Source organism: Cutibacterium modestum (assembly GCF_008326345.1).
Lineage (GTDB): Bacteria > Actinomycetota > Actinomycetes > Propionibacteriales > Propionibacteriaceae > Cutibacterium > Cutibacterium modestum.
This window is the reverse complement of sequence record NZ_BJEN01000001.1, coordinates 82,104-94,278: the sequence shown is the minus strand read 5'-3', so window position 1 is coordinate 94,278 and position 12,175 is coordinate 82,104. Positions and strand designations below refer to the sequence as shown.

The 12,175-nt window shown below is 58.9% G+C and carries 8 protein-coding genes; 4 read left to right on the top strand and 4 right to left on the bottom strand.

The features are described from left to right. Positions 1-44: 44 nt before the first annotated feature. Both F1563_RS00520 and F1563_RS00515 read left to right on the top strand, forming a co-directional pair. Positions 45-902 (top strand): PP2C family protein-serine/threonine phosphatase, encoded by an 858-nt coding sequence (locus F1563_RS00520; protein WP_002526670.1) that lies wholly within the window; start codon positions 45-47, stop codon positions 900-902. Positions 903-923: 21 nt separating this feature from the next. Then, a complete protein-coding gene (locus tag F1563_RS00515) occupies positions 924-1,151 on the top strand; it encodes a DUF3107 domain-containing protein (protein WP_002526669.1) in 228 nt (75 codons plus the stop codon). 69 nt (positions 1,152-1,220) lie between these two features. Here the strand turns inward: F1563_RS00515 and F1563_RS00510 are convergent, their stop codons facing one another. Next, positions 1,221-1,787 (bottom strand): hypothetical protein, encoded by a 567-nt coding sequence (locus F1563_RS00510; protein ID WP_172623572.1) that lies wholly within the window; start codon positions 1,785-1,787, stop codon positions 1,221-1,223. A gap of 190 nt (positions 1,788-1,977) precedes the next feature. Between F1563_RS00510 and F1563_RS00505 the strand changes: the two genes are divergently transcribed. Next, complete coding sequence (locus tag F1563_RS00505; protein ID WP_002546908.1) at positions 1,978-3,588, top strand: DEAD/DEAH box helicase; 1,611 nt, start codon at positions 1,978-1,980, stop codon at positions 3,586-3,588. Between the two features lie 180 nt (positions 3,589-3,768). Then, the gene (locus F1563_RS00500) at positions 3,769-5,280 is read left to right on the top strand and encodes an amino acid permease (RefSeq protein WP_002526666.1); all 1,512 of its coding nucleotides are present in this window, start codon (positions 3,769-3,771) and stop codon (positions 5,278-5,280) included. Positions 5,281-5,343: 63 nt separating this feature from the next. On the opposite strand, the gene trpS is transcribed toward F1563_RS00500, so the two are convergent. The 3 genes from trpS to F1563_RS00485 all read right to left on the bottom strand — a co-directional run bounded on the left by trpS (position 5,344) and on the right by F1563_RS00485 (position 12,106). After that, positions 5,344-6,435 carry a tryptophan--tRNA ligase gene (gene trpS / locus F1563_RS00495; RefSeq protein ID WP_002526665.1) on the bottom strand — a complete coding sequence of 364 codons (1,092 nt, stop codon included), beginning with the start codon at positions 6,433-6,435 and terminating at the stop codon, positions 5,344-5,346. A gap of 143 nt (positions 6,436-6,578) precedes the next feature. Beyond that, positions 6,579-7,433 carry a PHP domain-containing protein gene (locus tag F1563_RS00490; protein ID WP_081414833.1) on the bottom strand — a complete coding sequence of 285 codons (855 nt, stop codon included), beginning with the start codon at positions 7,431-7,433 and terminating at the stop codon, positions 6,579-6,581. 2 nt (positions 7,434-7,435) lie between these two features. Continuing rightward, entirely contained in the window at positions 7,436-12,106 is a 4,671-nt protein-coding gene (locus F1563_RS00485; RefSeq protein WP_172623542.1) for an NAD-glutamate dehydrogenase, read from the bottom strand. Between the last annotated feature and the right edge of the window lie 69 nt (positions 12,107-12,175).

Sequence of the window (12,175 nt, the reverse complement as noted above, 5' to 3'; positions counted from 1 at the left end):
CCCAGCGGCCACACGGAAATTACTTGCCCAGCCTGAGGACCTTCATGAACGAGCCGGACCAGTCCAACGTCGTGAAACCCGATACCGCCGCCACCTCACGAGTGGACCTCACCGCCAGAGCCGCGGCGCGTGGAGATGTCGCGTGTGCGTCGCATATTGGGCTGCGTCACGAGACTAATCAGGATGCGGCAGCCCTGGGTATTGACGGTTCAGGACACTACATTGTCCTTGTCGTCGCTGATGGTGTCTCCTCAACCGAGGGAGCCGAGGAATGCGCCAGGATCGCTTCCCACACTGCGCGCGACTACCTTACGACAACGATGGACCAGGGCATGCCGACCAACGACGACGACACCGTCACCTTGTTCGAACGCGCTTTCCGAAAAGCCCATGAGGCGGTGGTCAATGGATCGGATCCGATCGGTGCGTGCACCCTGGCTGCAGCAGTTGCTACCCAAGATCGTCTTGTCGTCGGCAATATTGGCGACACCCGCACGTACTGGTTCCCTGATAACGGCGACCCCATTCGCCTCTCGATTGACGACTCGATGGCCCAGGCCCAAATGGATATGGGATTGTCTCGGGAAGAGGCCGAGAGGGGAATCGGCGCTCACGCCATCACAAGATGGGTCGGTGCATCCGCTGCCGATGTTGCGCCCCGCATTATGACCTATCAGCCGCAGCAATCTGGATGGTTGTTAGTGTGCAGCGACGGATTGTGGAACCACGTACCGGACTCCGACGATTTGGCCCAGCTCATGGCCGACCTCATCAGCACGGCGCGCACTGACGATCACGGTCACACTTCTCCGACGGACGTAGCCGACGGACTGATCGCCTACGCCAATAATTGCGGCGGGCATGACAATACTACGGTGGCTCTGTGGCGTCGGGATTCTTGATCTAACGGTAAGTTTGAGCTCATGGAGATCAAGATCGGTATCGTCAACGCCGCACGCGAAGTCAGTATCGACGCTCAGGAGAGCGCCGAAGCCATCGAGCAGCAACTCAAAGAGAGCCTGGCCCAGCCCAACGCTATCCTCGCTTTGACTGATGCCAAGGGCCGCAGGGTCCTCATTCCAGCTCGTGGGATCGCCTACCTCGACCTGGGCCAGCCCAATAGCCGTCAAGTGGGATTCGGAACCCTCTAACCTTCGTCACGACGACGCTGTCGGAGTTCTCGGAAATCGCCGGGACTCCCACTGTCGCCAAGGGCTTTCTCAGGGCTCCAAGCCAAGTTCAATCATGCGCTGATCGTGGCCACCAAGCACACCGGCCATTACTTCGTTGATGAGATCAAGATCATCGAATTCACCGCTACCGGCGTGGGTCAGTGCAGAGGTGAGGCCCTGATGCCGAGCGAAGAGCCGCTGAGCCACCGACAACACCTCACCTACAAGTCGCCGAGCAAAAAGAGAGTCACCAGACTTATCTCGCTTCGCTGCGAGAACCTGATGCATCGCTGCGTCCCATCTCACCCGGCTTTCAGTACCTCGTCCCAGCCACGGGCCAAAAGACCCACACTCAGGATGAAGCTGGGGCTCGAGATTTGGCTCAACCCGATCCAGGAAGTCGGAAATGAGCTCGACCAGAATGTGGTCGCGCAACAGTACCTGGGACCATGCCTCGGCGGAAACGTATTCTTCTACCGAACCGATGAGAGGCTCAACCTCAGCGAGTGTTTCGCGGTCTGTGAGACGAGTCCTAGCCTCCGCCAGAGTGTGCTGTATATCGGCGCTGCGATCGACGATAAGAAACCGTTCCGCAAGCCCAGGGGCTAGCGCCATGCCGGCAACTGTCGCCGAAAACCCGTGCAAGGCGCAGGATGCTGCAACAGACCAGAAGATCGTCGCAGCGGCAGTGTGACTGGGGTTCGTGTCGTCGATGCTCACCCCAACAGGCTAGAGGGTTGATGACACGAGAGGTAACATGGTTGTTGGTGTGTTGAACGCGTAACCTCGCCGGTCCGCACCAGACGTGGCGTTGGACGACGTCACAACAACGACACCGGGCCTGGATGGGCCCACGCACGAAGAGGCCAAGACACTGACCGAGACTACTGTTTCCGTTCCCACCTCCTTCGCCGACCTCGGCGTCCGAGAAGATATCTGCCAGGCATTGGAAGGAGTGGGTATCGTCTCCCCCTTCCCCATCCAGGCCATGTCGATCCCGATTGCCGTTGAAGGCACGGATCTCATTGGGCAAGCTCGTACCGGCACTGGCAAAACCCTTGCCTTCGGTATCACTATCTTGCAGCGCATCACCCTGCCTGGTGACGAAGGTTGGGAAGAGCTCACCACTAAAGGTAAGCCCCAGGCACTCGTGATGTGCCCCACCCGAGAGTTGGCTCTCCAGGTGTCTCAAGACATCTCAACTGCCGCTTCTGTCCGGGGCGCACGCGTCCTTACCGTCTACGGCGGGGTTGGCTATGAGCCGCAGATTGACGCGCTCCAAGCGGGGGTCGACGTTGTCGTCGGTACTCCTGGACGCCTTCTTGACCTATCCCAGCGCAAAAACCTCGATCTATCCCACGTGCACATCGTCGTCCTTGACGAGGCCGACGAGATGCTGGATCTCGGTTTCCTGCCCGACGTCGAAAATCTCATCGGACGCACTCCGACCCCGCGCCAAACCATGCTGTTTTCGGCCACTATGCCGGCCCCGATTATGGCTTTGGCCCGGTCTCAGCTGAACCGTCCAGTTCACGTTCGCGCAGAGGGAGCCGACACTCAGGCCACCGTTCCCGACACCCAGCAGTTTGTATATCAGGCCCATCCCCTCGACAAGATCGAAATCATTGGACGCATTCTGCAAGCCAATGACGCCGAGAAGGTCATTATCTTCTGCCGCACCAAGCGTGCGTGCCAGCGGCTTTCTGACGACCTCAACGACCGTGGTTTCAAAGCCCGCGCCATCCACGGTGATCTCACACAGGTCGCCCGTGAGAAGGCTCTCAAAAGGTTCCGTCATGGCGACGTAACCATTCTGGTGGCGACCGATGTCGCTGCCCGTGGCATTGACGTCACCGGGGTATCCCACGTCATCAACCATGAGTGTCCCGAGGACGAAAAAACTTACGTTCACCGCATTGGCCGCACTGGCCGCGCCGGCACCAAGGGCGTCGCCGTCACCCTCGTTGACTGGGCTGACGTCACCCGTTGGAAGCTCATCGACAAGGCTCTTAACCTCGAACTTTCCGAACCGGTCGAAACCTATTCCACGTCCCCACACCTGTATACCGATCTCGATATACCCGAGGACGCTCGCGGTAAGATCGCCGGCGCCGGGAAGGGTGATACCGAAAAGAAGGGACGGCAGCATCACCACAGCCATAGCAGTTCTGGGAAGACCACGAGGCGGCGCTCTCGCAATGATTCCAAGGATGGTGGTAACACGCGTCGAAACCGCATCCGCCGCCGTAACGGCAAAGTCGTCAGGGGCTCTGCGCCCAACTCGGATGCCCAACGGCTCCAAGGCACCCCACATCAAGAGCGGCGGCCAGCAGACCGCTCCAACCACGATGTGGTCGACGATCGGCGCGGGACGCAGCCAAGACGCCGACGCGCCCGGAATGCCTTGCACAACTAACCGTCTAACAAGCTGCATCGATCACATCTGGTCCAAAAATCGACCAGGAATGAGGTCTTTAGAGTAACCACTTCGCCCCTCGCGCTGAACAAAAATGTGTACACTAAGCGAAATACGTGGTGTTTCCGGTGAACCGGAAACACCACGTTGAGGCTCAGCCAAAGCGTTTTGGAAGGTCCAATGATGGCCCACACACTCCAGCAGCCCCGTGACGATGTCCCACAAGGTCCCAAGATCGGTGCGACCCATGCCGACCCCCAGTCTCCCCCGATCAGGGAGGTCCAGCAGGTCGTCGATCTAGGCGACCAAGGTTACGCCGCGACCCTGTCCAATCGCCAGGTCCAGATGATGGCGATCGGTGGAGCAATCGGGGTCGGCCTCTTTCTTGGTGCAGGGAGCCGCCTGCGCAGTGCCGGACCAGCAGTCGTCCTCTCCTACGCGTTCTGCGCACTTATCGCCTTCCTCGTCATGAGGGCGCTTGGTGAGTTGGTTATCCATCGTCCCTCGAGCGGTTCCTTCGTCTCCTACGCTCGGGAGCTCCTCGGCGACCGCTGGGCCTATGCCGTGGGTTGGATGTACATGCTCAACTGGATGACATCGGGTATCGCCGAGCTGACCGCCACAGGTACCTACCTGCAATTCTGGTGGCCCTACCTACCGATGTGGGTGCCCTCGCTCGTCGCCTTGGTGATCGTCGTGTCGGTCAATCTCATCAGTGTCAAGGCCTTCGGAGAATTCGAGTTCTGGGCGGCATTGCTTAAGGTCGTGGCCTTGACAGCGTTCATCGTTGTGGCCATCGGTCTGGTCGCCTGCCACGTCAACGTTGGCGGACACCGGGCAGCGGTGTCGAACCTATGGCGATTCGACGGCGGATTCGCCCCGCAGGGGGCGCTGCCCCTGGTCCTGGTCATCCAAGGCGTCATCTTCGCCTATGCCACCATCGAGTTAGTTGGCACCGCCTCCGGGGAAACGCAGAATCCCCGCAAGGTCATCCCCAAAGCCGTCCATGCGGTCGTCTTTCGGCTCGTCGTGTTCTATCTAGGATCTTTGGCCCTACTGGCCATGTTGCTGCCGTACAACAAATACTCCGCCGATGAGTCACCCTTCGTCACAGCATTCTCGGCCATGGGAGTCGGATGGATAGGTGACGCCATGAATGTCGTCGTCATCACCGCCGCGTTCTCCTCGGTGAACTCCGGGCTGTACGCGACGGGTCGAGTCCTCAAATCGTTGGCTGCCGCAGGAGAAGCTCCAAAATTCGCCGGCACCCTCAACCGGTTCAAGACGCCCGCCGGCGGCATCCTCATGACCGCCAGCGTTTTCCTACTGGGTGTGGGGCTCGAGTATGTCGTTCCCGAACGCGCCTTCGAAGTATCCATCAACACAGCTGCGGTGGGTGTCATCTGGACGTGGGCGACGATCTTCTGGTGTCAGTTAGTGTTGCGCCGACGAGTGAATCGGGGTCTGATCACGGATTCCGGTTTCCACATGCCGGGTTATCCGATCACGGGTATCTTCGGAATTGTCAGCCTAGCTGGGGTGACGGCCCTCATGGTGCTCGATTCCCAAAATCGAATCGTGCTAGCAGCCTCCTTAGTGTATATCGCCGTCATGCTCCTCGCCTGGCCAGCTGTCAAGCACAATAAGGCACGCCATCCCGAGCTCAACGCCCAGGAAGACATCACTTTCTGATGAGGTCCCGCGCTATCACACCGCTGGCCAGCCGATGCACAATTAGACTAAAAAATGGCTCCTTCAGTACACCATCTTCATAGCTTCGCGCACCTGTGCCAACGTCTGGTCCGCGATCACTGCGGCCTTCCGATTGCCCTCGCGAAGCACCTCACGAAGGTGGCCCTCGTCGGCTGTCAATTCACCACGACGTTCCCGAATCGGGGCGAAATAGTCGTTGAGGGACGCAGTTAGACGCTTCTTGAGCGTGCCAGAGCCTCCGTCACCAATCTCCTCGGCGATAGCGGCCGGATCGCCGTTTTCGCATAGGGAAGTAAGCAGCAGTAGGTTGGAAACCTCTGGACGGTTCTCCGGATCCCAAGTGATATGACGCTCGGCGTCAGTCTTGGCTTTTTTAATGAGCTTGGCGGTCTGGTCTGCGGTCATACCGAGCTCGATGGAATTGCCCTTCGACTTACTCATCTTGGTGCCATCCAGACCGAGGACATGCGGGGTCGCCGAAAGCAGTGCCTCAGGCTCGGGGAAAACTGGCTTAGAGGCCTCGCCGCGCCCGTACCGCTCGTCGAAACGACGGGCGATGACACGGGTCTGCTCGATGTGAGGAAGCTGGTCGCGGCCGACGGGGACAAGGTTTGCCTTGCAAAAGAGGATGTCAGCAGCCTGATGTACCGGGAATGTAAGCATAAGACCGGACATCGGACGTTCTGAGGTGGACAGCTCGTCCTTAACAGTCGGGTTGCGACGCAACTCGGCGTCAGTCACTAACGACAGGAAAGGTAGCAGCAACTGGTTGAGGGCCGGCAGCGCCGAGTGGGTGAAAATCGTCGTGCGAGCTGGGTCAATGCCAATTGCCAGGTAGTCGGCGATATTCGACATGACATTGGTCTGCAGTTCGCCGACACCGTCGCGGTCATAGATGACCTGATAGTCAGCGATGACCAGGAAGGACTCAAGACCTTTGTCCTGCAGGCGCACTCGGTTGGCAAGCGACCCGAAGTAGTGCCCGATATGCAGGCTGCCAGTGGGACGATCCCCGGTAAGAATGCGCCACTTGTCCGGATGAACGGCCAAATCAGCCTCGACCTTATCGCTGCGGGCCTGAGAACGCGCCAAGGTCGCGGAGTTGGATCCGATCTTGGGGACGTCGCTGGTCATCGTTAATCCTTCCTCGCCGCCCTCCAACGACGAGGACACGCCGCCAGGTAAGGCGGCCGTTATATTGTCAGTGCCGCACGCAGCGACGCCAGCACGAGGTGGTAGTCGCAGATGCACTCGTCATGCCGGTCACTGTAGCAGTCTCACCGGACGCGAAGAACTCCCCCGCGCAGCTGAATCCTCGTCACCAACTCTCGGTACGCAGTTTCACGGGTGAAATTGCACCCTAACTCGTGATCCTTTTTGCCTGACCCGTGATAATCACTTGCGCCAGTTCGGACCAATCCGAGCCGTCCGCCCAGATCAAAGAGCATCCGACGGGCGACCTGGTCGTGGTCTTGATGCTCGACCTCGATCCCGTCCAGCTGGTGGTACGCCGACAGGGATGCAATCACTTGCGGCGTGAGAACCTGCTGAGCTCGTCGTCCCCACGGATGGGCCAGCACGGCGACGCCACCGGCATTGTGAACCAGATCAATGCCTACCTCCAATGCCACGCTGTGCCTCGGTACATAGGCCGGTTTTCCGTCTGACAACCAGTCGCGGAAGGCTTCGTCGCGGTCCTCGACGTATCCCTTAGCCACCATCGCATCCGCGACATGAGGGCGCCCCAGGCTGGAAGCGGCCCCGGCGGCTCGGTGCACATCGTTGATTGTTACCGTCATCCCGGCGTCCGACAGTCGCTGGCAGATGGCGTCTAGGCGTCCGGCTCGCGATGCTCGGGTAGCCTGCAATTCCCTTCCTAATACCGGGTCGTCGGGACGGGCACCGTAACCGAGCAGATGCACATCCCGGCCGCCGATATGACATGTCATTTCGAAGCCGGGCAACAGGCGGACGCCGAAACGCTGTCCGGCTGCCTGAGCCTCCTCCAGCCCATCAAAGGTATCGTGATCAGTGAGGGCGACAACGCCCAGACCGCTTCTCGCAGCCTTCATCATCAGGCGGGTCGGTGAGTCCGTCCCGTCTGAAATCGTTGAGTGAGTGTGGAGATCAATTCTCAAAATGTGGCCTCCTGGCCTACGGCGGACCGCAGATCACTGACCATCACGACACAGTGCGCGAGATCCGGGTTTGTCGCTATTGCCTCCACGATACGACCACCGTCTACCAGAACATTGTCTGTTCCATGCTTAAGGGCGCGTCGAGTCGCGTCCGACATCACCTGCAACAGATCCTCGCGAAGACTCGCCCGTACTCTGGCATCTGTCGGACGATCCTGCGGAAGCTGCTCGACGAGTCGGGTAAGGCGAATCATGTCGACACGGCGGGCCAACGTCAGATAGGCATCCGCAACCTCATCAAGAGGGTGGCCCTCTTCCGAGATCTCTACGACACTGAGAAGCACTGAGCCCCAGTCGCAAGCAGCGACAACGGCAGCGTCAGAACGATCAAGCCCGAGCTCGGTGACCTCGTCAACCTTCTCTTGCCAGGCATCCGCGTTGTCACCAAGCAGCAACTCGGACAATTTCTCAACAAGCTTGGCTATACCAGGTCGGTAGGTCTCGATAGTTCCTGCGATGTCGTCGGCGCCACCGTGGTTGAGGAACCATCGCGTGGCACCCATAGCAAGGTCGCGCAATGCAAGTCGAATCTTGGCAGTCCGGACGGCATCCAAACCGAGATGCGTGAGGTCCGTCTCGACTCTCCCTAGCCCAAATACTGACCGCGCAGCTAGCTGGCATCGAATGACCTGGGCAATATCTGCCCCCGTCTGCAAATGCAACTGGTAGTAGGCCGTAATACCCTGCGAGTCGACGAAGCGGTTCACGGCCTCGGTCGTGATGATCTCGCGGTGCAATCGATGCGCCGGCATCTGCTCAGCGAACCTCTCCCTCAAAAGTGGTGGGAAGTAGCCCACAAGACGGTCCGCGACGAATGGATCTTCCGGCAGGTTTGTCGCCAGCACGGCATCACACAGGGCAATCTTCGTCCAGGCCAGCACGGTGCATAGCTCCGGACTAACAAGCCTCTCCCCTGCCGCCATTTTTCGGTTCATTTCAGTTGTTGATGGCATGGTATCGACGGCGCGATCGAGGTGACCCGACTCCTCCAGTTGGCACATCCACGCTTCTAGCACTCCAGCTGTTGGCCCAGATGGGCTCAATGCGTTAGCCAAGGCCAAGTTCTGTGCACGGTTGTGACGCAACACCAGGGCAGCAACGTCATCTGCCATGGCCGGAAGCAACTCATCGCGTTCCTTCTCGCTGATTCGACCTGCCCCCACCTCAGCGTCCAGGAGGATCTTGATGTTGACCTCGTGGTCAGAGGTATCTACTCCCGCTGAGTTGTCGATGAAGTCCGTGTTGATACGACCACCATTGCGAGCGTACTCGATACGGCCAGACTGGGTCCACCCTAAGTTTCCACCCTCACCGGCAGCTTTAGCACGTACCTCCTTGGCGGTGATACGCACCGGATCGTTGGCACGATCTCCTACCTGGGCATCTGTTTCACTCGTGGCACGCACGTAGGTGCCGATACCGCCATTCCACAACAGATCGACGGGGGCGCGCAGGATCGCAGAAATGAGGTCATCGGGCGTCATCCGCCTCACCGATGCGTCAATTCCCAGCACCTGGTGCATTTGCGGGCTTATCGGGATCGACTTCAAGGTGCGGTCCCAGACGCCGCCACCCTCAGAAATAAGGGAGGAGTCGTAGTCGCCCCAATTCGAGCGAGGAAGGTCAAAAAGACGGCGACGCTCCCGCCACGAGGTTTCCGGATCCGGGCTCGGGTCGACGAAGACGTGACGGTGGTTGAAAGCGGCAACTAACTTGATGTGCTTGCTCAACAACATCCCATTGCCGAAGACATCACCCGACATATCGCCAATACCAACGCATGTGAAATCGTCGGCAGCCTGGTCAATTCCTAGGTCTGCCAGGTGCCGGGTGACTGATTCCCATGCACCACGCGCCGTAATACCCATCGCTTTGTGGTCGTAACCGTGCGACCCGCCAGAAGCGAAGGCATCCCCAAGCCAAAAGCCGTGTTCGGCGGCGATAGCATTTGCAATATCAGAAAAGGTTGCTGTGCCTTTGTCGGCCGCGACAACAAGATACGGATCATCACCGTCGTGACGAACCACGTTCTCAGGTGCAACGACTTCGCCCTCAACGACATTATCTGTCAGCGACAGTAGGGAGGACACGAAAATGCGGTAGCATTCCTTGCCTTCCTCAGCCCATCCCCCGCGATTCGTCGTGGCATCGGGTAGATGCGCGGGCACAAATCCGCCCTTAGCGCCAGCGGGGACGATAACCGAGTTCTTGACCATTTGCGCCTTGACCAGGCCAAGTACCTCGGTGCGGAAATCCTCGGGACGATCGGACCACCGCAGGCCACCTCGCGCAACGGCACCAAACCTTAGGTGGGTTCCAGACACTCGTGGCGAGTTGACAAAAATCTCAAACTTGGGCCGCGGGGCAGGGGCAAAATCGAGATCGGTAGGACGAATCTTGAAAGCCAGCGCCCGCCGACCGCTCTGCCACCAGTTCGTACGAATCATGGCCTTGATGACAGCATGCATCATGCGCAAGATGCGGTCATGGTCAGGGGAAGCCACTTCCTCAAGATCAGCGAGGAAGGACTCCGACAATTCCTCAACTTTGGCCAAACGCTGCGAACCGGCGTCAACTCCATCATTGAAAGCAGTGGGATCAAACTTCGCTTCAACGATCCTCACGAGGTCCCTTGCCAGATTCGGGTTAGCCCGCAAAGCCCGTGCCATGTAGGTCTGTGAGAAGGGACTACCAACTTGGCGCAAATACCGAGCGATACACCGTAGCATCGCTACCTGGGACCACGGCAGTCCAGCTTCAGTCACCAATCCGGTGAAGGTATCAGACTCGCACTCCCCTCTCCACGCCGCTGCAAACGCCTCGGTAAAACGATGTCGTCCAGCGTCCTTCCATAGCTCGCCAAGAGTTTGCAGACCGAGGTCGAACAGCCACACTTCCCGCCCACGTAATATGATGCGGTGCGGGTGCTCGTCGACAATCTGGACGCCCAGGCTCGACAGGTGGGGCATCACCTGAGACAGCGTCATCGGAGCCTGCTGGTTGAAGATCTTCAGCCGCAAGTTCGACGGGTCGGCTGGGTCATCGGGGCGGTACATCACGAGCCCTAGGTCGTCCTCGACCAAACCGTTGAGGAGTTCCAAATCCAAGATGCCCTGCTTCGCGGTGAACTCTTGCTTGTACTCGGGGCCGAAATCGACTCCTCGCCGGTTGCTAGGAATGGCGTTGGCTAAAGCGATGAATTCGTCATCCCAGTTCGAGGTGGCATCTGCAAGTTCAGCCTGCAATTCTTCGTCGTCGATTGGAGGTAAGATTTCTCCATCAGCAACCTTGGCCGTCACTGTAATTCGCACTAGCGAGGACTCCCCCATCACTGTGGTCGAGTCAACGTCCACCGCGCCAGTACGCTGAGCCACGATCCCCTCAACGACGCCGACAGTGCTGGCGTCAAAGCGGTCTGCCGGAATGAAGACGAGAAGGTAGAAAAAACGACCCCACGGACCGCGACGCACGAGGGCACGCAGACGCTGTTTCTCACGCAGATCGACGATGGCCATAATGAGCGGCACGAGCTCCTCGGCAGAGGCCTCAAAGAGGTCGTCACGCGGAAACTCAGCAATTGTGCGGATAACGGCCTTTCCACCGTGGGAATCAGCGCGATAGCCAGACAGCGCGAGGATACGAGACGCCTTCGCCCGCAACACCGGGATATGAGCCACAGACTCGGTGTACGCCGCGGACCCCAGCAGGCCAAGAAAACGGTGCTCGGAAACGACAGCGCCGTGCTCGTCACGAATCCGTACGCCGATGTAGTCGCGGTAGCCGTTGCGTTGTACTGCCGAGCGCACCGAATCCTTGGTGACGATAACGGTCGCATTGTCGTCACTATGCACAATAGCGTCAAACCGTGGCCCGTCCTCAGCGATGCCTAGACGAGTACCAGCGACTGAAGTCATCATCTCGCCATCGACCGCGAATTCCTGATAGGAGAGATACATGAAGTGATCATCAGCCAGCCATTCGAGTAACTCACGACTTGAGTCACGGTCGTCGGCTGGTCCTTGAGATGCACTGACGAGCTCAGCTGTGCGCAGCATTGCCTCGTGCATTGCGCCCCAGTCATCGGTGGCACGAACGACCTGATCAAGGCACGCACCCAGATCGTCGCGAAGCTGCTCGGCAGCCTGTTCGGTATCGATACCAAGCGGTGCCGTCGCATCAATGTGAATCCACGATTCCGGAACATAACCTCTGCGACCGGCCATCTCGACCGACTCAATTGTGTCGCGCTCGCGTTTCACGCCGATAATCGGATGCCGTACGTCTTCAACCCGCCACCCATGCTTTAGTAGGCACGACACCACGGTGTCTACGAGGAAGGGGCGGTCATCCATGACGACCTGAACAGAATTGATCTGCCCGTCTGACCACGGTGGATCGACGATAACGTCAACACGGACCGGCCCAGGTTGCAGCGCAAGCTGCACCTGATGTTCCATCGCTTGACGAATCACCTCTTCACGGTAGTGGTCTTCGGTAGCGTGTTGTTGCTGCACAGCTGCCACGAGAGCCGGGATGACTTTGTCCATCTCTGACACGATCAGGTCACCTTCGTCATGGTTAAGGGGCCACCTCCACGTGGCCCTCATCAAGAACTCTACAAGGGTCAATGCCTTCGCGTGAACCAGCTTGGTGTGAGACGTAACGTAATCGTCCGG

Bases quoted from the DNA above. Each gene is read 5' to 3' on its own strand.
- F1563_RS00520 (WP_002526670.1), top strand. From the start codon at position 45: ATGAACGAGCCGGACCAGTCCAACGTCGTGAAACCCGATACCGCCGCC.
- F1563_RS00515 (WP_002526669.1), top strand. From the start codon at position 924: ATGGAGATCAAGATCGGTATCGTCAACGCCGCACGCGAAGTCAGTATC.
- F1563_RS00510 (WP_172623572.1), bottom strand. From the start codon at position 1,787: ATGGCGCTAGCCCCTGGGCTTGCGGAACGGTTTCTTATCGTCGATCGC.
- F1563_RS00500 (WP_002526666.1), top strand. From the start codon at position 3,769: ATGATGGCCCACACACTCCAGCAGCCCCGTGACGATGTCCCACAAGGT.
- trpS (WP_002526665.1), bottom strand. From the start codon at position 6,435: ATGACCAGCGACGTCCCCAAGATCGGATCCAACTCCGCGACCTTGGCG.
- F1563_RS00485 (WP_172623542.1), bottom strand. From the start codon at position 12,106: ATGAGGGCCACGTGGAGGTGGCCCCTTAACCATGACGAAGGTGACCTG.